The sequence below is a fragment of the Amycolatopsis ponsaeliensis genome, from assembly GCF_030182635.1.
Lineage (GTDB): Bacteria > Actinomycetota > Actinomycetes > Mycobacteriales > Pseudonocardiaceae > Amycolatopsis > Amycolatopsis ponsaeliensis.
Map to the genome: position 1 here is coordinate 1 of NZ_JAPZLD010000070.1, position 24,634 is coordinate 24,634.

The following is a 24,634-nucleotide window of genomic DNA, read 5'->3' on the forward strand; positions in this document are numbered from 1 at the left end:
CCGCTGGGGGCGGGGGCCGCCCCCCCCGCGGCCCCGCGGCCGCCCCTCCCCCTCCCCCCCCCCCCGGGCGCCCCCGCGGCCCCCCCCCCCCCCCCCCCGGCCCCTTTCGCATGATCGCCGGGAGCGAACGCCGCACGCTCACAGCGAAACCACCCCCGCCCACGTGACCCCCGGCCCTACCGTCGGGCCATGACCCTTCTCGCCGTACCCGACATGCACTCACCGAGCACCGCACCCGAAGACTCGGTCTACCAACAGCTCCTGCGCGACCGGATCGTCTTCCTCGGCTCCGAGGTCAACGACGAGGTCGCCAACCGGATCATCGCCCAGCTCCTCCTGCTGGCCGCCGACGACCCGGCGAAGGACATCACCTTCTACATCAACTCACCCGGCGGCTCGGTGACCGCCGGCATGGCCATCTACGACACCATGCAGCTCGTCAAACCGGACGTCTCGACCTACGGCCTCGGCTTCGTCGCGTCCATGGGCCAGTTCCTGCTCTCCTCCGGCACCCCCGGAAAGCGCTACCTGCTGCCCAACACGCGGATCGTCATGCACCAGCCGTCGGCCGGGATCAGCGGCGCCGCCACCGACATCGCCATCCAGGCCGAGGTCTTCGGCAAGATGAAGCGCCGCATCGCGGAGATCACCGCGCGCCAGACCGGCCAGACCGTCGAGCGGATCACCACCGACGCCGACCGCGACCGCTGGTTCGACGCGGACGAAGCCCTCTCCTACGGGTTCGTCGACCACATCGTCGCGGGCGCGCAGACGGCGTCGGCCTGACTCCCTCTGTCGTTGCGGTTGTTCTGACGTCGGAAACGGCACCGCCGGGCAGTTTTCTTCAAAACTGCCCGGCGGTATAGGTCGTTATACACTTAAAGCAGGAGAGTGCTTCAGACTCCGTTGAGGCCGCGGCGGGCCAAGAGGGGCTCGATCTCGGGGTCGCGGCCGCGGAAGGCCCGGAAGGCGTCCATGGGGTCGATGCTCCCGCCCCTGCCGAGGAGGGTGCGGCGGAAGTGGTCGCCGTTGTCGCGGGTCAGTCCCCCGCTCTCGCGGAACCATTGGACGGTGTCGGCGTCGAGGACTTCGCTCCAGATGTAGGAGTAGTACCCGGCGCTGTAGCCGCCGCTGAAGACGTGGGCGAAGTACGTGGTGCGGTAGCGGGGCGGGATCGCTTCGACGGACACGCCGGCCTTGACGAGCGCGTCGGTCTCGAACCGCTGGACTTCTTCGACGCGGTCGTCGACGCCGAGGCGGTGCCAGGCCTGGTCGAGCAGGGACGCGGCCAGGTACTCGGTGGTGGAGAAGCCTTCGCCGTACTGCTGGCTGGCGAGGAGCTTGCCGACCTGTTCCTGGGGCAGCGCCTCGCCCGTCTCGTGGTGCTTGGCGTAGTTGGCCAGGACTTCCGGCCACAGCATCCACATCTCGTTGACCTGGGACGGGTACTCGACGAAGTCGCGGGGCACGTTGGTGCCGGAGAACGTCGGGTAGCGGACCGCGGAGACGAGGGCGTGCAGCGCGTGGCCGAACTCGTGGAACGCGGTGACGACCTCGTCGAACGTCAGCAGGGTCGGCTCCCCCACCGGCGGCTTGCCGACGTTGAGGACGTTGACCACGACCGTCTTGCGGTCCAGCAGCCCGGACTGGTCGACGAAGGTGTTCATCCACGCGCCGCCGCGCTTGGCGTCGCGGGTGTAGAGGTCGAGCAGGTAGAGGCCGAGCGGGGTGCCGTCGGCGTCGAACACCTCGAAGGTCCGGACCTCCGGGTGGTACTTGGGGAGGTCGGTGCGCTCGGTGAAGGTGAGCCCGTAGAGCTTGGTGGCGGCGAAGAAGACGCCGTCGAGGTACACGCGGTCGGCTTCGAAGTAGGGGCGCAGGGCTTCGGTGTCGACGTCGAAGCGCTCGCGGCGGACCTGGGCGGCGTAGTACGGCCAGTCCGACGGCCGCAGCGTCGCGCCGGCAACGTCGGCTTCGAGCAGCTCCTGCAGTTCCGCGGCTTCGGTGCGGGCGTTCGCGACCGCGGCGGGCGCCAGCCGCTCGAGCAGCCCGGCGGCGGCTTCGGCGGTCTTCGCCGTCTCGTCGGCGATGACGTACGCCGCGTGGTTCGGATAGCCGAGCAGCACGGCCCGTTCGGCCCGCAGGTGCGCGATTTCGGCGACGAGGGCGTTGTTGTCGAACTCGTTGCCGCGGTTGCCGCGGGCCATCGACGCGGTGTGGATCCGGGCCCGGACGTCGCGGTCGCGCAGCGTCTCCAGCGGCGAGGCCTGGCTCGTCGGCAGGGTCAGGGGGATGACGTACGTGCCGTCTTCGCCGCGGGCCGCCGCCGCTTCGGCCGCGGTGGCGATCGCGCCGTCGCCGAAGCCGGCCAGCTCCGCGCGGTCCTCGATGACGACGGCGAGCTCGTTGGTGTCCTTGAGCAGGTTCTGCTGGAACTTCGTCTGCAGCGTGGACAGCTGCCCGTTCAGCTCCCGCAGGCGGGCCTGTTCCGCTTCGCCGAGCCCGGCGCCCGCACGGCTGAAGTCGAGGTGGCGCCGTTCGAGCAGCCGCCGCGACTCCTCGTCCAACCCGAGCTCGTCACGCCGCGCGTGGAGGGAGTCGATGCGGGCGAACAGCTTCGGGTTCAGGTGGATGGCGTCGTGGTGGGCGGCCAGCTTGGGCGCGAACTCCGCCTGGATGGCCTGGATCTCGTCGGTGCTGTTGGAGCCGGACAGGTTGTAGAAGACGCTCGCCACGCGGCTCAGCAGCTCGCCGGCGCGCTCGAGGGCCACGACGGTGTTCTCGAACGTCGGCTCGGCGTCCTGCGCCGCGATCTGCTCGATCTCCGCCGAATGCTCGGCCAGGCCGGCCTCGAACGCCGGCCGGTAGTGCTCGTCGGCGATCCGGTCGAAGGGCGGCAGGGCGTAGGGCAGTTCGCTGGGTGCGGCGAACGGGTTGTCCGGCGAAATCATCGGGGCAGGCTCCTGGTCGGGATGCAACACTCGGTCCCGCCACCCTACGTGGTCCACCTGTGCGGATGTCAGCGCTTTCCGGAGGTGGCCAAGCTCACGGACCGGTGGTACCGCCCACGACGGCGTCGCTGCTCCCGGTGGCCTTTTTGCCCCGCTTCGGCTTGGGCGCCGGCGGCACGATGCCGCGCAGGTCGCTGCCGTGGTCGTTGACGCGCATGACGAACGGCCGCGTCTCGGTGTAGCGCACCACCGAGATCGACGCGGGGTCGACGACGATCCGCTGGAACGCGTCGAGGTGCTGGCCGAGGGCGTCGGCAAGGATGGACTTGATCACGTCACCGTGGCTGCACAGCAGCCAGACGGCGTGGTCGCCGTGCTCGGCGGCGATCCGGCGGTCGTGCGCCCGGACGGCGGCGACCGAGCGGGCCTGCATCGCCGCGAGCCCTTCACCGCCGGGGAACACCGCGGCCGAGGCGTGCGCCTGCACGACCCGCCAGAGCGGCTCCTTCGCGAGGTGCTTGAGCTCCTTGCCGGTCCAGTCCCCGTAGTCCACTTCGGACAGCCCGGGTTCGACGACCTTGCCCAGCCCGCGCGCGGCGGCCAGCGGGCCGAGGGTCTGCTTGCACCGCAGCATGGGCGACACGACCAGCTCGGCCAGCGGCACGCCCTCGAGCCGTTCGACCAGCTTTTCCGCCTGGGCGCGGCCGGTGTCGTCGAGGTTGACCTTCGTGGACCGCCCGGCCAGGATGCCGGAGCCGTTGGCCGTCGACTTGCCGTGCCTCAGCAGAATGACCGTACTCACGGGCCCCACCCTACGTGGGGACCGATCAAGCGGTCCCCACGCGGGCGGATCAGTGGCTGACCGGACCCGCGTTCGGGTCCAGGGCGCCGGTGAAGATCAGCACGAACAGCAGCACGCCGAGCGCCAGCCGGTAGATCACGAACGGCACGAAGCTGCGCTTCTTGATGTAGGCCATCAGCCACGCGATCACCGCGTACCCGACACCGAACGCGACCAGGGTGGCCAGGATCGTCGGCCCCCACTGGGCCGGCACGTCACCCGACCCGATGTCCTTGAGCTTGTACACACCCGAGCCGAACACCGCCGGCAGGGCCAGCAGGAACGAGTACTCCGCCGCCTCGGCGCGGGTGTAGCCCAGCAGCAGGCCCGCGCTCGTCGTGCCGCCCGAGCGGGACACCCCCGGGATCAGCGCCAGCGCTTGGGCGAAGCCGAAGCCGAGACCGTGCGGGACCGTCAGGTGGTCCAGCGTCCGCTCCTGCTTCCCGGTCCGGTCGGCGTAGAGCAGGATCAAGCCGAACACGATGAGCACCGTGGCGGTGATCCGCAGGTCGCGGAACGCGCTGTCGATCTGGTCCTGCAGCAGCAGGCCGAGCACCACGATCGGCAGCGAGCCGACGATGATCAGCCAGCCGAGGCGGGCGTCCGGGTCGCGGCGCCAATCCGGCTTGTACAGCGAGTAGAACCAGGCCTGCAGGATCCGGCCGATCTTCTTCCCGAAGTAGATGATCACCGCGAGCTCGGTGCCGATCTGGGTGACGGCGGTGAACGCCGCCCCCGGGTCGTCCCAGCCGACGAGCGCCGCGACGATCCGCAGGTGCGCGCTCGAGGAGATCGGCAGGAACTCCGTCAGGCCCTGGACCAGGCCCAGGACCAGTGCTTCGAACCAGCCCACGTCAGGCCACCCCCGCCTTCTCGAGCGCCTCGACGGCGGTGCGCAGCGCGGCCGTCGCATCGGGGGTGTACGGCGACACCGACAGGGTCGTCACGCCGGCCTCGGCGTATTCGGTCATCTTCTCCGCGATCCGTTCCTTCGGGCCCAGCAGCGACGTCGCGTCGAGGAACTCCAGCGGCACCGCCGCCATCGCCCCCACCCGGTCGCCGGCCAGGTACTTCTCCTGTACTACGGCGGCTTCGGCTTCGAAGCCCATCCGGCAGGCCAGCCGGTTGTAGAAGTTCTTGTCCTTGCTCCCCATCCCGCCGAGGTAGAGCGCCGCGTACCCGCGGACGGCGTCCGCGCACGCCTTCCAGTCGTCGCCGGGCACCAGCGGGACGCTCGGGGCGACGTCGAAGCCGTCGAGGGTGCGGCCGGCCCGTTCGGCACCGGTCCGCAGCTGGGCCAGCTGCTCCCCCGCGTGCGCCGGCGAGAAGAACACGGGCAGCCAGCCGTCGGCGATCTCGCCGGTCAGCTCCAGGTTCTTCGGGCCGATCGCGGCCAGGTAGAGGGGGGTGTGCTTGCGGGCCGGCCGGACGGTCAGCCGCAGCGCCTTGCCGGGACCGTCCGGCAGCGGCAGCGTGAAGTGCTCGCCGTCGAACTTCACCCGTTCCCGCTTCAGCGCCGAGCGCACGATCGAGGCGTACTCGCGGGTGCGGCCCAGCGGCGAGGCGAACCGGACGCCGTGCCAGCCTTCGGACACCTGCGGACCGGACACGCCGAGCCCCAGCCGGAAGCGGCCGCCCGAGAGCGTGTCGAGCGTCGCGGCGGTCATCGCGGTCATCGCCGGGGTCCGGGCCGGGATCTGCAGCACGGCGGCGCCGACGTCGATCCGCGACGTGTGCGCCGCGATCCAGGTCAGCACGGTGACGGCGTCCGAGCCGTACGCTTCCGCCGCCCACACGACGGCGTAGCCCAGCTCGTCCGCCTGCTTCGCCTGGGCCAGGTTCGCGGGGTCGTTCCCCGCTCCCCAGTAGCCGAGATTCAGTCCGAGTCGCACGGTGCCAGACCCTAACGGGGCCCTTGTGGGCGACACGACTCACCTTGGTCAGGTTCTCCGGGGACCGCCCACTAGGCTCGGCGGTCGTGGAAAAGCGACTGCTCGGCCGCTCGGGACTGCGTGTCTCGCGGATGGCGCTCGGCACCATGACCTGGGGTGGCGACACCGACGCGGAAGAGGCCGCCAGCCAGCTGGTCGCCTTCGTGGACGCCGGCGGCACCCTGGTGGACACGGCCGACATCTACGGCGAGGGCGAAGCCGAACGGGTGCTCGGCTCACTTCTGGGTGATCTCGTGCCCCGCGACGACGTCGTCCTCGCCACCAAGGCGGTCGCCCGGCGCACCGACGGCCCGTTCGGCGGCGGCGCCTCGCGCGGCGCCCTGCTCACCGCGCTCGACGGCTCGCTCAAGCGGCTCGGCACCGACCACGTCGACCTGTGGCAGCTGCACGCCTGGGACACCTGCGTGCCGATCGCCGAGACCCTCGCCGCCCTCGAGTACGCCGTGAGCAGCGGCAAGGCCCGCTACGTCGGCGTCTCGAACTACGCGGCCTGGCAGCTCGCGACGGCCGCCGCCGGTGCCGCCGCGGTCGCGCCGATCGTCTCCACCCAGGTCGAGTACTCGCTGCTGGAACGCGGAGTCGACCGCGAGGTCGTCCCGGCCGCCGAGCACCACGGCATCGGGCTGCTGCCCTGGGCGCCGCTGGGCCGCGGCGTGCTGACCGGCAAGTACCGCACCGGCACGCCCGCCGACTCGCGCGGCGCGAACAGCGCATACGCCGGTTACGTCGAGCACCACCGCACCGACCGGGCCGCCCGGATAGTGCAGGCGGTGGCCACCGCGGCGGACGGGCTGGGCACGTCGCCGCTGGCCGTCGCGCTGGCCTGGGTCCGCGACCGGCCCGGGGTCGTGGCCCCGGTCGTCGGGGCGCGGGACACCGGTCAGCTCACCGGTTCGCTGACGGCGGAGGAGATCACCCTGCCGCCGGCCATCCGCTCCGCGCTCGACGACGTCAGCGCGATCGAGGTCGGTTACCCGGAGCGCTGGCCGCGCTAGGTGTCTGTTGGGTGACATGCACGTGACGGCAAGACGATCGTGGAGGATGCTGGTGAAGACCGCCCGTCGAGGGACACCTGGAGGCAGCAACGTGCGTCGGTTCGCCGCCGTGTCGTGGATCGCGATCCCGCTCGCCGGTGTCCTGGTGCTCTCGGGCTGCTCGTCGGCCAAGTCCGACAGCGATGACCTGCAGATCGTCGCGAACCCGGTCGCGGCGAAGCCGGCGGTCTCCCCCGCCGTGACCGTGAAGCCGGCCGGTCAGGTCATCACCACCGGATCCGTCTCGGCCCTCGCCGTCGCCCAGGGGACGCTGGTCGTCGCACTCGCTCAACCGCCGTCTTTGCAGCTCTACGACTTGAACGCGCTCGCGTTGCCCCCGGTGAATATGCCGTTATACGGTAAGGCGGAGAAGCTGTCCGTGGCGCCGGGGCGGGTCGAGATCGCCGAGCCGGCGCAGGGTGTGGTGCAGCAGCTGTCCTTGCCGGACCGGAAGCTCACCGAGACGAAGACGGGCGGGCAGCCGGCGTCGAGCACCGCTTACGGCGCCGATCGGCTGGTCGCGATGGGGGCGGCGAAGGACATCCAGGTGCTGCCGGCGAGCGGTCCCGCGCGGACGATCGGCGGGCAGCTCTACAGCGCCGACGACGTCGTCGTCGCCGGGGCGGGGGTCGTGGTGCTGGACCGGCTGCGGACGGCCGTGTTCTCGGTCGACGTCGCCGCCGGGAAGGTCAACGAAGGTCTGCGCGCGGGTGACGGTGCCGCCAACGCCGTGGCGGATTCCTACGGGCGGGTGCTGGTGACGGACGCGCGGGCGGGTGCGCTGATCGCGTTCTCGGCTTCGCCGCTCATCATGCGGCAGCGCTACCCGGTGCCGGGTGGCGCGTACGGGATCGCCTACGACGCGAAGCGGAGCCTGGCGTGGGTGACGCTGACCGGACGCAACGAGGTGGTCGGGTTCGACGTCCGCGGCGGCGAGCCCGTCGAGAAGTACCGGTTCCCCACCGTGCGCCAGCCGGACTCGGTCGGAGTGGACGAAACCAGCGGCCGGGTGGTCATCGGCTCGGCCGCCGGAGAAGGGACCCAGGTGATCCAGCCATGACGACGGTCAGCGAGGCGGTGGTCGAAGGGGATTGGGAGTATCGCCGCCTGCACCTCCCCCCGGGTGTGTCCCGGCGTGCGGCGGCGATCCAGCTCTCCATCCACGCGGAGTTCGCGGGCTGGGAACTCCGGAGCGTGCGGCTCTACGCCGACGGCACGCGCCGGGTCTGGCTGCGCCGCAAGAAGACGGCGGAGAGCCTTCCCGGCGGACTGCCGACCTAACCGAACACCCGGTCCAGCCACTCGCTCCACGCCTTCTCCTCGGCTTCGGCGTCGGCGCCCGGGGTGAAGACGTGGTGGGCCGCGACCATCGGGCCGTGGAAGCCGCGCAGGAACCGGACCATCGCGTCCGCGGTCCGGATCCCGGCGTTCTGCTCGTTCACGGCGTAGACGACGCCTTCCTGCGGCGCCCGGCCGGGCAGCTCGACCCGCACCCGGTCGCCTTCGGCGGGCCGTGCGGACAGCCCGAGCGCCGTGCCGAGCCGCGCCCACGCGGCGGGCCAGTCCCCCACCGGCGGGCCGAACGCGGTGACCGGCACCGCCGTGCGCCCGGCGAAGTGCGTGACGTACTCGACCAGGGTGCGGAAGAACATCGCGCCGCCGGCGGTCATCGCCTCGAACTCGTCCTCCCAGTCGTCGCCGGGCAGGAAGCCGCTGGTGACGCAGCGGATCACCGAACTGCCGCCTTCGCGCCCCTCGATGAGGAACTCGTAGGCGATCTTCCGGCCGTCCGGCCCGGGTTCGTTGCCGTAGACGAGCTTCTCGAGCGGCTCCCACTCGCGGATCCCGTACTCCGGCCGGTATCCGCCGAACGCGCCGCGGACGACACCGCCCGTGCCGCCTTCGACCTCGTTGCGGCCCATGAACCACGAGTCGATGCCCGGGCCGGTCGCGATGGCTTCCCACAGCTGTTCCGGGGTGGCGTCGACTTCGGCGGTGTCGATCGCCTCGAACTCATGCCCCATCTTCGGTCTCCTCGGGAACGCTCGGGTGGACGGCGACGACCACCCGGTGATTGCGGCCCTTCTCGGCCGTCTCGTCGTGGTACTTCCCGACCAGCGTGGTGATCGCCGTCGTCAGCTCCTCGGCGAACGCGGCGCGGTCGGCGGGGGAGGCGAACCGGACCTCGCCGTCGATCGCGAAGGTCGCGACGCGCTGTTTCGCCTTGGCGGCCCCGGTGATCAGCAGCCCGACGTCCCGCACGAGCCGGCCGGCGACGGCGAGCAGCCACCGGGCCGAGAGCCGGTCCGGTGACTGGGCCGGGTCGGGCTGGACGGCGGCCAGCGCGGCCGGCGAGATGACGTACGACGACGCCGTCGCCCGCATCATCCGCTCGGTGACGTTGCCCTTCCGCCGTTCCTCGACCAGCTCGACCAGGCCGTGCGCCTCGAGCGTCCGCAGGTGGTAGTTGACCTTCTGGCGCGGGAGGCCGACCCGCGCGGCCAGCATGGTGGCCGACGCCGGCTCGGCCAGTTCGGCCAGCAGCCGGGCCCGGACCGGGTCGAGCGACACCTCGGCCGCCGACGCGTCTTCGATCACCGCCACGGAGAACATGTGCCCAGCATCGCTGCCGAACAGAGAAATTGTCAAGAACTCTCGTCTTGTCGGTGGCTGGCGTTGACCAGGGCGACGACCCGCGGCAGCACCTGCGCCGCGGCTTCCAGCGGGACGACGTGCCCGACGCCGGGCAGGACCACCGCCGTCCCGTTGCCGAGGCCGCCGGCCCACTGCTCGACGTCGGACGCGCGGACGATGCGGTCGCGCTCCCCCACGATCGCCGTCACCGGCAGCCCGCTGACCTGCGCCAAAGCCGAATCACGGGCGTAGGCGTCCAGCGCCGGGCGGAACAGCGACACCGTGTGCGGCCAGTTGCCGCGGATCATCTTCACGGTCAGCTCGACCAGCTCCGGGTCCGGGTCGTCGCCGAACAGCCACCACCGCAGGCCCGCGCTCACCGCCCGGCTGGTGTGCTCACGGACCACCCCGAAGAGCTTCGAGCCGAGCACCGCTTCGAGGTCGCGGGCCAGCTTTCCGAGCGCGTTCGGCCACGCCGCCGACACCTCGGTGGCCAGCGTCCCCGACGACGTCGCGAGCAGCACCAGCCCCGACACGCGCGCGGCGAACAGCTCCGGGTGCCGCTGGGACAGCGACATGACGGCCAGGCCGCCCATGTCGTGCCCGACGAGCACCACCTTCCCGGAAGGGACTTCACGCCCGACCAGCTCGGCGAGGTCGTCGCCGAGCTGGGCCATCGTCGCGGTGCCGCGCCGCGCCCGCCCGGATCCGCCGTGGCCGCGCTGGTCGTAGGTCAGCACGGCCACCGGCCCGTCGGCCGCGTCCGGCACCAGCGGCGCGATCCGGCTCCAGCTGCGCTGGTCGAGCGCGTAGCCGTGGACGAACACCACGGTCACCGGCGCGGCCGGGTCGCCCCTGCGCACCACCTGCAGGGACGTGCCGTCGGCGAGCGCGAACGCGGTCATCAGGACGTGCGCAGGAACCGGTCCAGCACGCGGGTGCCGAACTTCAGCGCGTCGACCGGGACACGCTCGTCGACGCCGTGGAAGAGCGCCGAGAAGTCGAGGTCGGCCGGCAGCTTGAGCGGCGCGAAACCGAAGTTGCGGATCCCGAGGTCCTGGAACGACTTCGCGTCGGTGCCGCCGGAAAGCATGTACGGCAGCGTCTTCGCGCCCGGGTCCTCGGCCAGCACCGCGGCGGTCATGGCGTCGACGAGAGCACCGTCGAACGTCGTCTCGACCGGCGGGAGCTCCATCCACTCCTTCTCGATGTCCGGGCCGAGCAGCTCCTCGAGCTCGCGGTCGAAGGCCTCCAGGCGGCCCGGCAGGATCCGGCAGTCCACCGCGGCTTCGGCGACCGACGGGATGACGTTCGACTTGTACCCGGCGGTGAGCATGGTCGGGTTGGCGGTGTCGCGCAGGGTCGCGCCGATCATCCGGGAGATGTTGCCCAGCTTGGCGACCGAGCCCTCGAGGTCGTCCTCGGGGAAGTCCCAGCCGGTGATCTCGGTGACGCCGGCGAGGAATTCCTTCACCGAGTCGGTGAGCACGAGCGGGAAGCGGTGGTTGCCGAGCTTCGCGACGGCTTCGGCCAGCTTCGTCACGGCGTTGTCGCGGTGGATCATCGAGCCGTGCCCGGCGGTGCCGCGCACGCGCAGCTTCATCCAGCGGATGCCCTTTTCGGCCGTTTCGATCAGGTAGGCGCGGACGTCGTCCTTGAGCGTGATGGAGAAGCCGCCGACCTCGCTGATCGCCTCGGTGACGCCTTCGAAGAGGTCCGGGCGGTTCTCGACGAGCCACTGGGCGCCGTACTTGCCGCCGGCTTCTTCGTCGGCGAGGAAGGCGAAGACGAGGTCGCGCGGGGGCACGACGTTGTTCATCTTGTAGTGCCGGGCCAGCGCGAGCGCCATCCCGCACATGTCCTTCATGTCGACCGCGCCGCGGCCCCAGACGTAGTCGTCCTGAATGGCGCCGGAGAAGGGGTGGACCGACCATTCGGACGGGTCGGCGGGCACGGCGTCGAGGTGGCCGTGGATGAGCAGCCCGCCCCGGGACCGGTCGGCGCCTTCGAGTCGCACGATGACGTTGTGCCGGTTCTTCCCGCCCGACTCGACGTAGGTGATCTCGTAGCCGGCGTCGGTCAGCTTCTCCGCGACGTACTCCGCCGCGGCCCGCTCGCCGACCAGTGTGTCGGGGTCGCCGGTGTTGGTCGTGTCGATGCGGATGAGCTCGCTGGTCAGCGTGACGGCCTCGGCCGCGGCGGCTTCGATCAGGTTCGGTTCGGTCACCGGCCATTCCTATCATTCGCCCGGCCGGGTGCGCCGCACGTGGGACGCGGTGCCGACCCTGCCGCCGCGGGTTCCCGGGGGTCTTGAATGAGTCATTCAGGACCCCCGAAGACCTGAATGACTCATTCAAGACGCCGGACCCGCGCCCAGCCGCCACCGGGTCAGTCGCGGTCGAGGGCCGAGACCACTTCGGACACCGGGCGCAGGTGCTGGTTCAACACCCGCGACGCCTCTTCGGCGTCGTGGGCGTCCAGCGCCGCCACCAGCGCGCGGTGCTCCGCGTCGATCACCGGCAGCCGCTCCGGGCGGGCCTCCAGCGCCCGCACCGCGACCCGCTGCTGCCGCGACCGCAGCGTGTCGTACAGCTCCGTCAGCACCGAGTTGCCCGCCGCGTTCACGATCGCTCGGTGGAACGCGCGGTCCAGGCCCGACACCGCGAACCAGTCGCGGGCCTTCCCCGCGCGGTCCATCTCCTCGATCAGGCCGGCCATCTCCGCGGGTGCGCCCGCCCGGGCCGCGCAGACCTCCGCGATCGCGTGCCCCTCGATCAGGCGGCGACTCTGGTAGACCTCCGCCAGCTCGCGCGCGGTCACCGTGCGGACCTGCGCGCCCTTGCGCGGGAGCAGGCTGATGAAGCGCTCGGCCTCCAGCCGGTGGAACGCCTCGCGTACGGGTGTCCGGGAGACCCCGGTTTCGCCCGAGACCCACTGCTCGTCCAGGAACCGGCCGCCTTCGAGCTCGCCCGCGATGATCCCGTCGCGCAGCCAGGCGTACACGCGGTCCCGCGCCGGCCCGGCCGGTGCGCTGGTGGTCATGCCACTCCCCTCGTCCGGTCGTCAGCTTAGCGTCTGGACCGAAGAATATCCATCGTGTATACACGGTGCACACAACGACCGGAGCTACCGTCTTCCGTGCGCAGGAGGTTCCCGATGTCCCCAGTCCCCGCCGACCGGCGCTACGCCGTCTGGCTCTCCGACCCGTCTTTCGCGGCCGCCGAGATCGCCCGCGGGATCGGCTACGGCGCCGCCGTCCTCGACATCGAGCACGGCGCCTTCGACCTGGCCGACCTCGAGCGGTTCGTCCCGTTCCTGCGCGCCCTCGGCCTGGAGGTGCTCGCCAAGGTCCTCGGCCCCGAGCGCGGCCCGATCCAGCAGGCCCTCGACTTCGGCGCCGACGCGGTCGTCATCCCGCACGTCGAGAACGCCGCGCACGCCAAGGCCGTCACCGCGTTCGCGAAGTTCCCGCCGCTGGGTGACCGCAGCTTCGCCGGCGGCCGCACCACCGGCTACCGCGGCTTCACCGACGAGTGGGTCACCGAGCAGGACCGCGGCACCCGCTGCCTGCCGATGATCGAGGACGCCGGCGCCCTTGACGACATCGCCGAGATCCTCGCTCTGGACACAGTGGACGGTGTGTTCGTCGGGCCGTCCGACCTCTCCCTGCGCCGGGAACGCGGCGCCTACACCCGCGAGCCCGGGGACTTCGCCGACCTCGAGCGCGTCGCGGACGCCGCCCGCGCGGCCGGCAAGCCGTGGGTCCTGCCCGCCTGGAGCCGCGAAGAGAAGGAGTTCGCCCTCGCCCACGGTGCCGGGCAGCTCGCGCTCACCATGCAGCACGGCGCGCTCGCCGCCGGGCTGACCGCGGCCTTCGAGGAGACCGCCACGCTCGCGAAGCAGGCGCGATGACGACCGCCCAGCGCACCAGGACCCGCACCGCGGGCCGCACCCGCTGGACCATCGCCGGTGTGCTCGGCGTCGGCTCGTTCGTCAACTACGTCGACCGCGTCAACCTCTCCATCGCCGGGCCGGAGATCATGCGCGAGTTCCATCTGAGCGCGGCCCAGCTCGGCGTCGTCGCCTCGGCGTTCCTGTGGACGTACGCGGTGCTGCAGCTGCCGATCGGCGCGATCATCGACCGCATCGGCGTCCGCTGGGTGAACCGCGCCGCCGCTTTCCTGTGGGCGATCGCGTCATTCCTGACCGCGGCGTCGGGCGGCCTCGGCCTGCTGATGGCGTCGCGGTTGATCCTCGGATTCGGTGAGGCGCCGACGATCCCGGCGGGGTGGAAGGCGATCGGGCAGTGGTTCCCGCGGTCCGAACGCGGCCGCGCCACCGCGATCTTCGACGGCTGCGCCAAGATCTCCAACGTCCTCGGCATCCCGGTGATGGCCTTCCTCGTGACGGCGTTCAGCTGGCACGCCGCCTTCCTCTTCACGGGCGTCCTCAGCCTCGGGTACCTGCTGGTGTGGTGGCTGCTGTACCTGACGCCGAAGCAGGCCATCGCCCGCGGCCGGCTGTCCCCCGAGGAGTTCGCGTACCTGCGCGAGGGCGGCGCCGACGACGAAGACGCGCCCACGCCGAGCTCGCTCACCGGGCTCGGCCACCTGCTGCGCCGCCGCAAGACCTGGGGCCTCGCGCTCGGGTACGCGTCCTACACCTACGCCTACTACGTCCTGCTGACCTGGCTGCCCGGGTACCTCGAGAAGCAGTTCGGGGTGAAGCTGCTGGCCGGCGGCTTCTACACGATGATCCCGTGGCTGGTCGCGGTGCTCGCGCAGTTCCTCGTCGGCGGGATCCTGCTCGACCGCCTGATCGCACGCACCGGCGACGAGACGAAGGCGCGGCGGATCGTCCTGGTCGTGAGCATGCTCGTCTCGCTGTCGGTGGCCGGTGCCGCCTATGCCGGCTCGGTCGCCACGGCGCTGGTGTTCCTGTCGGTCGGCGCCGCCGGGCTCGCCGTCTCCGTGCCGGCCGGGTCCAGCATCGTCGCCGTCATCGCACCCGAAGGTTGTTCGGGAACGCTCGGCGGGCTGGTCAACTTCGTCGCGAACATGATCGGCATCGCCGCGCCGATCGTCACCGGCGCGGTCGTCGACCTGACCGGGTCGTTCGCCGGCGCGTTCCTCGTCACCGGCGTGGTGCTGCTCGCCGGGATCTTCTGCTACACGGTCGTGCTCGGCAGGCTCGACCGCATGCCCGCCGCTCCCCGGAAGGAAACCGCATGACGCACGTGGCTCTCGCGCAGTTCGCGCCCGGCGACGACAAGGCCGCCAACCTGGCACTGATCACGAAGCTGGTGGGTGACGCGGCCGACCGCGGCGCCCGCGTGGTGGTGCTGCCCGAGTACGCGATGTTCACTGTCCCGGCAATGGACCGGCGGTTCGTCGACTCCGCCGAGGACCTCGACGGTGAGTTCGTGACCGGCCTCCTCGCGCTCGCCGCCGAACGAGGCGTCACGATCGTCGGCGGCATGAACGAGCGTCTCGACGGCTCGCACATCTCGAACACGCTGGTCGCCGCCGGTCCCGGCGGCGTGGCCGCGCTGTACCGCAAGATCCACCTCTACGACGCCTTCGGCTTCCGCGAGTCCGACGTCGTCCGCGCCGGGGAGATCACCGAGCCGGAGACGTTCGAGGTCGACGGGGTCCGCTTCGGTCTCCAGACGTGTTACGACCTGAGGTTTCCCGAGGTGACCCGCCGGCTGGCCGACGCCGGCGCCCAGGTCGTGCTGCTGCCAGCCGAGTGGGTTCCGGGGCCGCTGAAGGAATACCACTGGAGCACGCTCGTCCGCGCCCGCGCGATCGAGAACACGCTCTACGTCGCCGCCGCCGGCCAGTCCGCGCCGACCGGGTCGGGCACCAGCATGCTCGTCGACCCGATGGGCGTGGTCGTCACCTCCCTCGGCGAGCAGACCGGCGTAGCCGTCGGCGAAGTGTCGCCCGAGCGGATCACTGAGGTACGAGGCAAGAACCCGGCGCTGGCGCTGCGGCGGTTCGGGGTGGTCCCGCGCTGATCTTGCGCCTCGACTGACTCATCAGTCAAGCATTGCGATTATCGCAATACCGGTTTACCGTCTCCTGGCATGGACGAAACCGTCGAGCTGCGGGACCGGGTCCGCGGTCTGGTCAAGGCCATGCCGGGGGCCCAGCGGGAGTTCGCCGCCGCGATCGGGCTCGACGAAACAAAACTGTCCAAGGCGCTGAACGGCACCCGCCGGTTCTCGCCGCACGAACTGGTCCGCGTCGCCGAGCACTGCGGCGTCACGGTCAACTGGCTGCTCAACGGCAGCGACGACGCGGTCACCGTCACGGCGGTGCCCGCGCCGGCCGCCCGCCTGGCGAGCGACGATCCCGACCACCTCGCCCAGTCCGAGCCGCGCCGCCGCATCCTGGAGACGGCCTGGGCGCTGATCGCCGAACGCGGCTACCACAAGGTGCGCATCGCCGACATCGCCGAAGCGTGCGGCACGAGCACCGCGGCCATCCATTACCACTTCCCGAGCAAGACCGAAGTCCTCAACGAAGCGTTGCGGCGCAACGTGAAGCTCGCGTTCGACCGCCAGGTCGCGGAGCTGCACTCGATCTCCGACGCGCACGAGCGCCTGCACCGGCTCGTCGAGCTGCAGCTGCCCACCGACGGCGTCCTGCGCGCCGAGTGGTCGGTGTGGCTGCAGGTGTGGAACGAGGTCGCGCTCGACCCGTCGTTCCGGTCGCTCTACCACGACTCGATCGGCCGCTGGGAACGCACGATCGCCATGACCATCCGCTCCGGCCGCGAGCAGGGCGTGTTCGCGGTGACCGACCCGGACGCCGCGACCACCCGGCTCACCGCCCTGATCGACGGCCTCGGCATCCAGGTACTGACCGGCCGGCCTGGCAGCACGGCCGAGAGCATGCGTGCACACCTGCACGACTTCATCGAGAGGTCCATCGTGAAAGGGGTCTGATGAACCACGAGGTCATCGTCACCTGCGCCCTCACCGGCGCCGGGGACACCGTCGGCCGGAGCCCGCACGTGCCGGTCACCCCTACGCAGATCGCCGCGAGTGCCGTCGAGGCCGCGAACGCCGGGGCCGCTGTCGTGCACATCCACGTCCGGGACCCCGAAACCGGGTCGCCCACCCGGGACGTCGCGCTCTACCGCGAAGTCGTGCGGCTGGTGAAAGAGTCCGATGTGGACGTCGTCATCAACTTGACCGCGGGGATGGGCGGTGACCTCGTCATCGACCAGGAGGACCCGCTCAAGCCGGTCGACGGCACCGACCTCGTCAACGCGCTGGACCGGCTCCCCCACGTCGAAGAACTCCTTCCGGACATCTGCACCCTCGACTGCGGCTCCCTCAACTTCGGCGAGGGCAGCCAGCTCTACGTGTCCACACCGGACATGCTGCGTGCCGGCGCCAAGCGGATCCAGGAGCTGGGCGTCAAACCCGAGCTGGAGATCTTCGACACCGGGCACCTCTGGTTCGCATCCAAAATGGTCGAAGAGGGCCTGATCGACGCTCCCCCGCTGTTCCAGCTCTGCATGGGCATCCCCTACGGCGCTCCGGTCGATCCCGGCCTGCTGCAGGCCATGGTGAACCTGCTGCCCGAAGGTGCCCAGTGGGCGTCGTTCGCCATCGGGCGGGACCAGATGCCGTGGGTCGCGCAGTCCGTGCTGCTCGGCGGGCATGTCCGCGTCGGCCTGGAGGACAACCTCTACCTCGCGAAGGGCGTCAAGGCGACCAACGGCCAGCTCGTGGAGCGCGCCGTCGGGATCGTCCAGGACCTCGGCGCCACCGTGGTAAGCGCTTCCCGCGCCCGCGAGATCCTCGGCCTGAAGGAGCGCGTCCATGCCTGAGACGGTCGCCTGCGTCGGCGCCGGCGTGATCGGCGGCGGCTGGGTCGCGCACTTCCTCGCCCGGGGCTTCCGCGTCCAGGCCTGGGACCCGGCGCCGGACGCCGAGGCGAAGCTCACCAGGCTCGTCGACGCCGCCTGGCCCGCACTCACCTCGCTCGGCCTGGCCGACGGCGCGAGCCGGGACAACCTCGTCGTCGCGCCCACCCTCGCCGAAGCGGTCGCCGACGCGACCTTCGTCCAGGAGAGCGCCCCCGAAGACCTCCCCCTCAAGCGGAAGCTGCTCGCCGAGATCGACGCCACGACCCCGGCCGGGATCGTCATCGCCTCCTCGACGTCCGGCTACGGCATGACCGAGATGCAGGCCGACGCCGCGACCCCGGAGCGGCTCGTCGTCGGGCACCCGTTCAACCCGCCCTACCTCATCCCGCTGGTCGAGGTCGTCGGCGGCGACCGCACCGCGGCGTGGGCCGTCGAGCGGGCCGCGGACTTCTACCGGCGCGTCGGCAAGACCGTGATCACCATGGACCGCGAGGTCCCCGGCTTCATCGCCAACCGGCTGCAGGAAGCGCTCTGGCGCGAAGCCCTGCACATGGTCGCGAACGGCGAGGCCACGGTCGAGCAGATCGACACCGCCATCACCGACGGCCCCGGCCTGCGCTGGCCGATCCAGGGCCCGATGCTCACCTTCCACCTCGCGGGCGGCGAGGGCGGCATGGCGCACATGCTCGACCACTTCGGGCCATCCCTCAAGGCGCCGTGGACCCGCCTCGACGCGCCGGAACTGACCACCGAACTTCGCGACGCCGTGGTCGAGGGCTGCGAAGACGAGGCCGGGAAGCGCACGATCGCGGACCTCATCGCCGAGCGCGACCGGGCCATCATCGCGATCCAGCGCGCGGTCGAGGAGGCGCGCGATGGCTGAACTGTCCTACCGCGATCGCGTCCGTCCGGAGTGGATCGACTACAACGGCCACCTGTCCGAGCCCTACTACGTCCTGGTCTTCGGCGACGCGACGACGCACCTGATGGACACCGTCGGCCTCGGCCCGGAGCGCAGCGGATCCTCGCTGTACACAGTGGAGGCCCACGTCCGGTACCTGCGGGAGGTCGGGCCGGACGCCGACCTGGACGTCACGACGCGCGTGCTCGACGTCGGCGGCAAGAAGGTCCGGCTCTGCCACGAACTGCGCGTCGCCGGGGACCTCGTCGCCACCGAAGAGATCCTCGCGATCCACGTCACCGACAGCAGAGCTTCGCCGCTCCCCGCCGACATCGCGGAGCGGCTGCGCGGCTACCTCAACCCGGTCCCGGACTACGCGGGGCGCGCCATCGCCTGACCCGAACGCCCGCTCCCACCGGAAGTCCCCACCATGGAAGAGCGATGTAGTCCCTTCACCCGGCGCAGGTTCCTCGCCGCCACCGGGGTCGCCGTGCTGGCCGCCGGCTGCGGCGCGACGTACGCCGCCCCGGTGCCGGCCGGGCCGCCCCGCTCCGGCGGCCGGCTGCGCGTCGGCGTCACCGGCGGCGGCGCATCCGACACCCTCGACCCGCACATCCCGGCGACCAACCCGGACATCGCGCGGGTCATCAACCTCTACGAGCCGCTCCTGCTCCGCGACCACGACTACCGGCTGCAGCCCGTGGTCGCCCAGTCCCTGACGTCGTCGCCGGACGCCCGGACGTGGACCGCCGTCCTGCGCGACGGCGTCAAGTTCCACGACGGCCGCCCGGTGACGCCGGCCGACGTCGTCGCCACCTTCAAGCGGATCATGGACCCGAAGGACCCCAAGAGCGGCGCGGCCGGGCTCACCATGCTGGCCGAGGTGGCACCGAGCGGCGACCGGGCCGTCGAGTTCCGGCTGAGCACGCCGAACGCCGGCTTCGACGACCTGCTCGGCCAGTACTCGCTCGGCATCGTCCCGGCGGACTTCGACCTGAAGCACCCGATCGGCACCGGCCCGTTCAAGGCGGGCTCGTTCACCGCCGGGCTCCAGAGCACGTTCACCCGCAACGAGCACTACTGGCGGCCCGGGCAGCCCTACCTCGACGAACTGGTGCTGATCAACTTCGCCGACGACGACGCCCGGATCAACGCGCTGCTCTCGTCCCAGGTGGACGCCATCGACCAGGTGCCGGTGGCCCTGGTCGACGTCCTGCGCAGCGACCCGCGGATGCAGGTCCTCGCCGCCGAGACCGGCACGTGGCTGCCGTTCACCATGCGGGTCGACCGGCCGCCGTTCGACGACGTCCGGGTGCGCCAGGCCATGCGGCTGGTCGTCGACCGGAAGCAGATGATCAACCAGGTCCTCAGTGGACAGGGCAGGCTCGGCAACGACCTCTACGCACCCTTCGACCCCGCGTACGCCAAGGAGCTCCCCCAGCGCGAGCAGGACATCGACGCGGCCAGGCGGCTGCTCGCCGAAGCCGGTCACGCCACTTTGGACGTCGAGCTGGTCACCGCGCCGATCCAGGCCGGTGCGGTCGAAGCGGCGCAGGTGTTCCAGCAGCAGGCCAAGGCCGCGGGCATCACCGTCAAGATCCGCAAGCTCGACACCACGACGTTCTACGGCGAGAACTACCTGTCCTGGGACTTCGCCCAGGACTTCTGGTACACCCGCAACTACCTCCCCCAGGTCGCGAACGGCTCGCTGCCGAAGTCGCCGTACAACGAGACGCACTGGCACGACCCGGAGTTCATCGACCTCGTCACCCAGGCCGGGTCCACAGTGGACCCGGCCGCCCGGGCGGACCTGCTGAAACGGGCCCAGAAGATCGAGTACGACCGCGGCGGGCTGATCGTCTGGGGCTTCGTCAACCAGGTCGACGCCCACCAGAAGTACGTCGCCGGGCTCGTCCCGGACCGCACCGGGGTCTCCCTGAGCGGCTACCAGTTCCGCACCGCCTGGCTCGGCACGAGCGGGGAGGCGTGAGATGACCGGACTGATCCTGCGCCGCCTGCTCGTCAGCGTGCTCGTGCTCTGGGTGGTGTCCCTGCTGGTCTTCGTCGCGACGCTGCTGCTGCCGGGCGACCCCGCGCGAGCCATCCTCGGCCAGCAGGCCACCCCCGAGCGCATCGCCGCGCTCCAGCACCAGCTGCACCTGGACCTGCCGGTGTGGCAGCGCTACCTCGACTGGCTGGGCGGGCTGTTCACCGGCGACCTCGGCACGTCGACGTCCACCCAGGGCCCGGTGACGGCCCTGATCGGCGACCGGATCTCGGCGTCGCTGGTGCTGCTGGTGATCGCCGCGGTGCTCGCCACCCCGCTCGGGCTCGGCCTCGGCACGTGGAGCGCGATCCGCCGTGACCGCGCCACCGATCAGGCGATCTCCGGGGTGAGCCTGGTCATCGCCGCGCTGCCGGAGTTCGTCATCGGCGTCGCGCTGGTCGTGCTGCTGTCGACGACGGTGTTCAAGATCTTCCCGTCGGTGACGATCACCCCGCCCGGCGAGGCGGTGTGGCGCCAGCCCGCCCAGCTCGTGCTGCCGGTGCTCACGCTCGTGCTGGTCGTGACGCCGTACATCACGCGGATGATGCGGGCGACCATGAACGAAGTCCTCGACAGCGGGTACGTCGAGATGGCCCGGCTCAAGGGCGTGCGCGAGCGGACGGTGCTGGTCCGCCACGCGCTGCCGCACGCGATCGGCCCGGTCGCGCAGGTCGTCGCGCTGCAATTGGCCTGGCTCGCCGGCGGCGTCGTGGTCGTCGAGTTCCTGTTCCGCTACCCCGGCATCGGCCAGGCGCTCATCGACGCCGTCGCCAAGCGGGACGTCGCCGTCGTCCAGGCGATCACGCTGCTCATCGCGGGCGTCTACATCGTGGTGAACCTCCTCGCGGATGTCGTCGGCATCCTCGCCGACCCGAAACTCAGGACGGAGGCGGGCCGATGACCGCCGTCGAACTCCCCGGCACCGCCACCCCGGACGCGCCGCCGGTGCGCACGGGCGGGCTCTTCCGCACCGCCTGGACGTTCCCGCAGGCCAAGATCGGGACGGCGCTCTCCCTCGTCGTCGTGCTGATCGCCCTGCTCGGGCCGTGGCTGGGCCCGGTGCTGACCGGGCACACGACCACGGACTTCGCCGGGAAGCCGTTCAAGCCGGACGGGGTCTTCGGCACCGACGGCCTCGGCCGCGACGTCCTGACGCGGTTCCTCGCCGGCGGGACGACGTTGCTGCTCTACGCCGTGCTCGCGACCGCGCTCGGGATCGTCGTGGGCGCGCTGCTCGGCATGGTCGCCGGGTACGGCGGCGGCCGGCTCGACAGCCTGCTGATGCGCGGGAACGACGTCCTGCTGTCCTTCCCGCAGCTGGTGATCGCGCTGCTCGCGATCGCGGTGATCGGGCCGGAAGGCTGGCTGCTCGTGCTGGTCATCGGGCTGACGCACGCACCGCGGACAGCCCGCGTCGCCCGGCAGGCGACCGTCGCGGTGGCGGGGCAGGACTACATCCGCGCGGCCGAGATGTACGCCGTGCCGCGGTCCCGGATCCTGCTGCGCGAGATCCTGCCGAACATCACCGGCCCGCTCATGGTCGAGCTCGGGCTGCGGCTCACGTACTCGATCGGGTACATCGCGTCGCTGTCCTTCCTCGGCCTGGGCATCCAGCCACCGGCGGCCGACTGGGGCCTGATGATCAACGAAAACCGGATCGCGCTGGTCGTCCAGCCCTGGGGCGTGCTGCTGCCGGTGCTGGCGATCGCCGCCCTGGCCGTGGGTACCAACCTCGTCGCCGACGCGCTGGCCGCGGCCGCCGCCGGCCGGAAACGGGAGGCTCGCCGATGAACGCCGCTCTCGAGGTCATCGGGCTCGCAGTGTCCACTGTGGCCGGATCGGCCGTCCTCACCGACGTGTCGTTCGCGGTCGCGCCCGGCGAGGTCCTGGCACTGGTCGGCGAGTCCGGCTCCGGCAAGACCACCGCCGGGCTCGCCGCACTCGGCCACTTCCGGCGCGGGCTGGCGGTGACCGGCGGCCGGATCGCCGTGGGCGACGTCGACGTTCTCTCCCTGGACGCCGGGGGACGGCGACGGCTGCGCGGCAGCACCGTCGCCTACATCCCGCAGGATCCGGCGCTGTCGCTCAACCCGGCGTTGCGCATCGGGCTGCAGATCGCCGAAGTCCTCGAGACTCACGGATACCCGGGCTCGGTCGACGAGCGCGTCGGCTCGGTGCTGGAGGAGGTCGGGCTGCCGGCGGACCCGGCGTACCGGCGGCGCTATCCGCACCAGCTCTCGGGCGGGCAGCAGCAGCGCGTCGGCATCGCGATGGCGTTCGCCGCCCGGCCGTCCGTCGTGGTCCTGGACGAACCGACGACCGGGCTGGACGTCGTCACGCAGTCCCTGGTCCTGAAGACGGTCCGGTCGCTGACCGCCGAGCACGGGGTCGCCGCCCTGTACATCACCCACGACCTCGCGGTGGTCGCCGAGATCGCCGACCGCGTCGCGGTGATGTACCACGGGGAGATCGTCGAGTGCGGCGCGGCTTCGTCGGTGCTGCGGACGCCGTCGCACGCCTACACGCGGCGGCTCCTGGACGCCGTTCCCGATCCGGACGCCACTTCCGTGCCGCCGCCCCCGGACGAAGCGGTGCTCGCGACGCGGGGAGTGTCCGTCTCCTATGGACAGCACGTGGTGCTGCGCGGGGTCGACGTCTCGGTCGCGCGCGGCGAGTGCCTGCTGCTGCTCGGCGAGTCCGGCTCCGGGAAGACGACGCTGTCGCAGTGCATCGCGGGGCTGTCTTCGTCGTACAGTGGGACGGTTTCGCTGGCGGGCACCGGGCTCGCGCCCTCCACCCGGCAGCGATCCGACGACCAGCGGCGCCGGATCCAGTACGTCTTCCAGAGCCCGTTTTCCTCGCTCAACCCGCGCCGGACGGTCGCGCAGTCGATCGAGGTTCCGTTGAGGCAGCTGACGTCGATGTCGCGCGCCGAGCGCCGAGCGCGGGTCGACGAGATGCTCGACCGGGTCCGACTCGGGCGGGAGCTGGCCGATCGGCTGCCGGACCAGCTCAGCGGCGGCGAGCGGCAGCGGGCCGCGATCGCCCGTGCCCTGGTGACCACGCCGGACGTGCTGGTGTGCGACGAGGTGACTTCTGCTTTGGACGTCTCGGTCCAGGCGACGATCGTCGAGCTGCTGGGCGAGCTTCGCCGGGAGCTGGGGATGGCGATGCTGTTCGTCACGCACAACATCGCGCTGGCCGGCGAGGTCGCGGACCGGATCGCGGTGTTGCAGGGCGGCGCGATCGTCGAAGAAGGGCCGGTCCGGGACGTGCTGGACTCGCCGTCTCACTCGTACACGCGGGAGTTGCTGGCCGCGACCCCGCGCTTGTGAAGGGCACGGTGGCGCCGGGGTTCGAGCCGGTGCGCGAGGCGTTCGCGTCCGTGCTGGCTGCCACCGACGGCGGGGCGGCGTTCAGCGTCGTGCGCCGGGGCGAGGTCCTCGTCGAGCTGTGGGGCGGGCCGGGGTGGACGCGCGACACGCTCGTGGTGCTGTTCTCCGGTACCAAGGGCGTGGTGGCCACGGTGATGGCGCTGCTGCGGATCGACCCTTTGTCGCCGGTGTCGCGGTACTGGCCGGAGTTCCCGTCGGGGGACGTGTCGCACGTGCTGTCCCACACGATCGGGCTGCCGTACGTCGAGGCGGACGTGTCCTTTCTGGACAATCGGGCGAACGCTTCCGCCCTGGCGACACAACGTCCCTTGTGGACGCCCGGCTCGCGGGTCGCCTACCACGCGGCGACCTACGGCTACCTGTGCACGGAGCTGATCCGGCGGGTGACGGGCCGGTCCGCGGGCTCGGTGGTGCGGTCGTTGCTGGGCGGGTTCGACATCCACCTCGGCACGCCGGCGTCGGAGGACCACCGCGTCGCGCGGTTGACGCGGTCGCCGGACTACCGGATCAGCACGTTCCTGCACGATCCCGTCCGGCGTCGCGTCGTGGACAGGATGTACCGCGGGCTGCTGGAGCCGGCCACGATCAATTCGGCGGAGTACCGCCGTGCGGAGCTGGCGGCAGGCGGCGCAACCGGCACGGCGGCGGCGATGGCGCGGCTCTACGACCGGATCTGCGCGGGCCTGGTCCCGGCGCCGGTCCTGGCGTCGGCGACGTCGACGTGGTCCTCGGGAACGGACGCGATCAACGACCGCCCGGTCCGCTTCGGTCTGGGGTACGAGCTGGCGGATTCGTTGGGAACGTACGGCCCGGTGGAGGAGGCATTCGGCCACTCCGGCGCCGGCGGCGGGCGGCATGGAGCGTGGCCGGAGGAGGGTCTCGGGTTCTCGTTCACGACCAGCGAGCTGCAGCCGGAGGACACGGACCGCCGGGGCTCGCTGCTGCTGGAAGCATTGGCCGGCTGCCTCTGAGCCCGGCTCGAGCAGCTCGGTAGG

General features: G+C 71.4%; 25 protein-coding genes. 16 read left to right on the forward strand and 9 right to left on the reverse strand.

Annotation, left to right across the window (positions count from 1 at the left end; translation table 11 throughout):
* Nucleotides 1-189 precede the first annotated feature (189 nt).
* The gene (locus QQ657_RS51915) at nt 190-786 is read left to right on the forward strand and encodes a ClpP family protease (RefSeq protein ID WP_284749878.1); all 597 of its coding nucleotides are present in this window, start codon (nt 190-192) and stop codon (nt 784-786) included.
* A gap of 110 nt (nt 787-896) precedes the next feature.
* Here the strand turns inward: QQ657_RS51915 and QQ657_RS51920 are convergent, their stop codons facing one another.
* The 4 genes from QQ657_RS51920 to QQ657_RS51935 form a co-directional block, all read right to left on the reverse strand.
* Nucleotides 897-2,951 carry a M3 family metallopeptidase gene (locus QQ657_RS51920; protein WP_284749879.1) on the reverse strand — a complete coding sequence of 685 codons (2,055 nt, stop codon included), beginning with the start codon at nt 2,949-2,951 and terminating at the stop codon, nt 897-899.
* Between the two features lie 94 nt (nt 2,952-3,045).
* A complete protein-coding gene (locus QQ657_RS51925; protein ID WP_284749880.1) occupies nt 3,046-3,753 on the reverse strand; it encodes a histidine phosphatase family protein in 708 nt (235 codons plus the stop codon).
* Nucleotides 3,754-3,802: 49 nt separating this feature from the next.
* Complete coding sequence (locus QQ657_RS51930) at nt 3,803-4,645, reverse strand: undecaprenyl-diphosphate phosphatase (protein ID WP_284749881.1); 843 nt, start codon at nt 4,643-4,645, stop codon at nt 3,803-3,805.
* Between the two features lies 1 nt (nt 4,646).
* Nucleotides 4,647-5,684: an LLM class F420-dependent oxidoreductase gene (locus QQ657_RS51935; protein ID WP_284749882.1), complete on the reverse strand. Its 1,038-nt coding sequence runs from the start codon at nt 5,682-5,684 to the stop codon at nt 4,647-4,649.
* 86 nt (nt 5,685-5,770) lie between these two features.
* Here QQ657_RS51935 and QQ657_RS51940 point away from each other — a divergent pair, with 86 nt between their 5' ends.
* The 3 genes from QQ657_RS51940 (at nt 5,771) to QQ657_RS51950 (ending at nt 8,059) form a co-directional block, all read left to right on the forward strand.
* Entirely contained in the window at nt 5,771-6,739 is a 969-nt protein-coding gene (locus QQ657_RS51940; protein WP_284749883.1) for an aldo/keto reductase, read from the forward strand.
* A 91-nt stretch (nt 6,740-6,830) separates the two neighbouring features.
* On the forward strand, nt 6,831-7,838 hold the full coding sequence (locus tag QQ657_RS51945) for a YncE family protein (RefSeq protein WP_284749884.1): 1,008 nt from the start codon (nt 6,831-6,833) through the stop codon (nt 7,836-7,838).
* Complete coding sequence (locus QQ657_RS51950; protein ID WP_284749885.1) at nt 7,835-8,059, forward strand: DUF5703 family protein; 225 nt, start codon at nt 7,835-7,837, stop codon at nt 8,057-8,059. The genes QQ657_RS51945 and QQ657_RS51950 overlap by 4 nt, the downstream gene beginning before the upstream one ends.
* Here QQ657_RS51950 and QQ657_RS51955 read toward each other — a convergent pair.
* From QQ657_RS51955 to QQ657_RS51975, 5 genes are all read right to left on the reverse strand, one after another.
* Complete coding sequence (locus QQ657_RS51955) at nt 8,056-8,802, reverse strand: SRPBCC family protein (protein WP_284749886.1); 747 nt, start codon at nt 8,800-8,802, stop codon at nt 8,056-8,058. The two genes, QQ657_RS51950 and QQ657_RS51955, sit on opposite strands and share 4 nt — an antisense overlap.
* Nucleotides 8,792-9,391, reverse strand: coding sequence for an ArsR/SmtB family transcription factor (locus tag QQ657_RS51960; protein WP_284749887.1), 600 nt, complete (start codon nt 9,389-9,391; stop codon nt 8,792-8,794). The genes QQ657_RS51955 and QQ657_RS51960 overlap by 11 nt, the downstream gene beginning before the upstream one ends.
* Nucleotides 9,392-9,423: 32 nt before the next feature.
* Nucleotides 9,424-10,317, reverse strand: coding sequence for an alpha/beta fold hydrolase (locus QQ657_RS51965; protein ID WP_284749888.1), 894 nt, complete (start codon nt 10,315-10,317; stop codon nt 9,424-9,426).
* Entirely contained in the window at nt 10,317-11,639 is a 1,323-nt protein-coding gene (locus tag QQ657_RS51970; protein ID WP_284749889.1) for a M20/M25/M40 family metallo-hydrolase, read from the reverse strand. The genes QQ657_RS51965 and QQ657_RS51970 overlap by 1 nt, the downstream gene beginning before the upstream one ends.
* A 161-nt stretch (nt 11,640-11,800) precedes the next feature.
* A complete protein-coding gene (locus QQ657_RS51975; protein ID WP_284749890.1) occupies nt 11,801-12,454 on the reverse strand; it encodes a GntR family transcriptional regulator in 654 nt (217 codons plus the stop codon).
* 114 nt (nt 12,455-12,568) lie between these two features.
* Between QQ657_RS51975 and QQ657_RS51980 the strand changes: the two genes are divergently transcribed.
* From QQ657_RS51980 to QQ657_RS52035, 12 genes are all read left to right on the forward strand, one after another.
* A complete protein-coding gene (locus QQ657_RS51980) occupies nt 12,569-13,324 on the forward strand; it encodes an HpcH/HpaI aldolase family protein (protein ID WP_284749891.1) in 756 nt (251 codons plus the stop codon).
* Nucleotides 13,321-14,643 carry an MFS transporter gene (locus QQ657_RS51985; RefSeq protein WP_284749892.1) on the forward strand — a complete coding sequence of 441 codons (1,323 nt, stop codon included), beginning with the start codon at nt 13,321-13,323 and terminating at the stop codon, nt 14,641-14,643. The genes QQ657_RS51980 and QQ657_RS51985 overlap by 4 nt, the downstream gene beginning before the upstream one ends.
* Nucleotides 14,640-15,431 carry a carbon-nitrogen hydrolase family protein gene (locus QQ657_RS51990; RefSeq protein WP_284749893.1) on the forward strand — a complete coding sequence of 264 codons (792 nt, stop codon included), beginning with the start codon at nt 14,640-14,642 and terminating at the stop codon, nt 15,429-15,431. The genes QQ657_RS51985 and QQ657_RS51990 overlap by 4 nt, the downstream gene beginning before the upstream one ends.
* A gap of 69 nt (nt 15,432-15,500) precedes the next feature.
* Nucleotides 15,501-16,364: a TetR/AcrR family transcriptional regulator gene (locus QQ657_RS51995; protein ID WP_284749894.1), complete on the forward strand. Its 864-nt coding sequence runs from the start codon at nt 15,501-15,503 to the stop codon at nt 16,362-16,364.
* Nucleotides 16,364-17,257: a beta-keto acid cleavage family enzyme gene (locus QQ657_RS52000; protein WP_284749895.1), complete on the forward strand. Its 894-nt coding sequence runs from the start codon at nt 16,364-16,366 to the stop codon at nt 17,255-17,257. Before QQ657_RS51995 ends, QQ657_RS52000 begins: the two co-directional genes overlap by 1 nt.
* Nucleotides 17,250-18,179 carry a 3-hydroxyacyl-CoA dehydrogenase NAD-binding domain-containing protein gene (locus QQ657_RS52005; protein WP_284749896.1) on the forward strand — a complete coding sequence of 310 codons (930 nt, stop codon included), beginning with the start codon at nt 17,250-17,252 and terminating at the stop codon, nt 18,177-18,179. Before QQ657_RS52000 ends, QQ657_RS52005 begins: the two co-directional genes overlap by 8 nt.
* Nucleotides 18,172-18,594 (forward strand): thioesterase family protein, encoded by a 423-nt coding sequence (locus QQ657_RS52010; protein WP_284749897.1) that lies wholly within the window; start codon nt 18,172-18,174, stop codon nt 18,592-18,594. Before QQ657_RS52005 ends, QQ657_RS52010 begins: the two co-directional genes overlap by 8 nt.
* Before the next feature lie 33 nt (nt 18,595-18,627).
* Nucleotides 18,628-20,187: an ABC transporter substrate-binding protein gene (locus QQ657_RS52015; RefSeq protein ID WP_284749898.1), complete on the forward strand. Its 1,560-nt coding sequence runs from the start codon at nt 18,628-18,630 to the stop codon at nt 20,185-20,187.
* A 1-nt stretch (nt 20,188) separates the two neighbouring features.
* A complete protein-coding gene (locus QQ657_RS52020) occupies nt 20,189-21,145 on the forward strand; it encodes an ABC transporter permease (RefSeq protein WP_284749899.1) in 957 nt (318 codons plus the stop codon).
* Nucleotides 21,142-22,035 (forward strand): ABC transporter permease, encoded by an 894-nt coding sequence (locus QQ657_RS52025; RefSeq protein ID WP_284749900.1) that lies wholly within the window; start codon nt 21,142-21,144, stop codon nt 22,033-22,035. The genes QQ657_RS52020 and QQ657_RS52025 overlap by 4 nt, the downstream gene beginning before the upstream one ends.
* Entirely contained in the window at nt 22,032-23,579 is a 1,548-nt protein-coding gene (locus tag QQ657_RS52030; protein ID WP_284749901.1) for an ABC transporter ATP-binding protein, read from the forward strand. Before QQ657_RS52025 ends, QQ657_RS52030 begins: the two co-directional genes overlap by 4 nt.
* Complete coding sequence (locus tag QQ657_RS52035) at nt 23,576-24,610, forward strand: serine hydrolase domain-containing protein (RefSeq protein WP_284749902.1); 1,035 nt, start codon at nt 23,576-23,578, stop codon at nt 24,608-24,610. Before QQ657_RS52030 ends, QQ657_RS52035 begins: the two co-directional genes overlap by 4 nt.
* The last annotated feature ends 24 nt before the right edge of the window (nt 24,611-24,634 follow it).

What these genes read in the sequence shown, in the direction of transcription:
- QQ657_RS51915 (WP_284749878.1), top strand. Translation starts at nt 190, where the DNA reads ATGACCCTTCTCGCCGTACCCGACATGCACTCACCGAGCACCGCACCC.
- QQ657_RS51920 (WP_284749879.1), bottom strand. Translation starts at nt 2,951, where the DNA reads ATGATTTCGCCGGACAACCCGTTCGCCGCACCCAGCGAACTGCCCTAC.
- QQ657_RS51950 (WP_284749885.1), top strand. Translation starts at nt 7,835, where the DNA reads ATGACGACGGTCAGCGAGGCGGTGGTCGAAGGGGATTGGGAGTATCGC.
- QQ657_RS51955 (WP_284749886.1), bottom strand. Translation starts at nt 8,802, where the DNA reads ATGGGGCATGAGTTCGAGGCGATCGACACCGCCGAAGTCGACGCCACC.
- QQ657_RS51960 (WP_284749887.1), bottom strand. Translation starts at nt 9,391, where the DNA reads ATGTTCTCCGTGGCGGTGATCGAAGACGCGTCGGCGGCCGAGGTGTCG.
- QQ657_RS51965 (WP_284749888.1), bottom strand. Translation starts at nt 10,317, where the DNA reads ATGACCGCGTTCGCGCTCGCCGACGGCACGTCCCTGCAGGTGGTGCGC.
- QQ657_RS51975 (WP_284749890.1), bottom strand. Translation starts at nt 12,454, where the DNA reads ATGACCACCAGCGCACCGGCCGGGCCGGCGCGGGACCGCGTGTACGCC.
- QQ657_RS51980 (WP_284749891.1), top strand. Translation starts at nt 12,569, where the DNA reads ATGTCCCCAGTCCCCGCCGACCGGCGCTACGCCGTCTGGCTCTCCGAC.
- QQ657_RS51985 (WP_284749892.1), top strand. Translation starts at nt 13,321, where the DNA reads ATGACGACCGCCCAGCGCACCAGGACCCGCACCGCGGGCCGCACCCGC.
- QQ657_RS51990 (WP_284749893.1), top strand. Translation starts at nt 14,640, where the DNA reads ATGACGCACGTGGCTCTCGCGCAGTTCGCGCCCGGCGACGACAAGGCC.
- QQ657_RS51995 (WP_284749894.1), top strand. Translation starts at nt 15,501, where the DNA reads ATGGACGAAACCGTCGAGCTGCGGGACCGGGTCCGCGGTCTGGTCAAG.
- QQ657_RS52000 (WP_284749895.1), top strand. Translation starts at nt 16,364, where the DNA reads ATGAACCACGAGGTCATCGTCACCTGCGCCCTCACCGGCGCCGGGGAC.
- QQ657_RS52005 (WP_284749896.1), top strand. Translation starts at nt 17,250, where the DNA reads ATGCCTGAGACGGTCGCCTGCGTCGGCGCCGGCGTGATCGGCGGCGGC.
- QQ657_RS52010 (WP_284749897.1), top strand. Translation starts at nt 18,172, where the DNA reads ATGGCTGAACTGTCCTACCGCGATCGCGTCCGTCCGGAGTGGATCGAC.
- QQ657_RS52015 (WP_284749898.1), top strand. Translation starts at nt 18,628, where the DNA reads ATGGAAGAGCGATGTAGTCCCTTCACCCGGCGCAGGTTCCTCGCCGCC.
- QQ657_RS52020 (WP_284749899.1), top strand. Translation starts at nt 20,189, where the DNA reads ATGACCGGACTGATCCTGCGCCGCCTGCTCGTCAGCGTGCTCGTGCTC.
- QQ657_RS52025 (WP_284749900.1), top strand. Translation starts at nt 21,142, where the DNA reads ATGACCGCCGTCGAACTCCCCGGCACCGCCACCCCGGACGCGCCGCCG.
- QQ657_RS52030 (WP_284749901.1), top strand. Translation starts at nt 22,032, where the DNA reads ATGAACGCCGCTCTCGAGGTCATCGGGCTCGCAGTGTCCACTGTGGCC.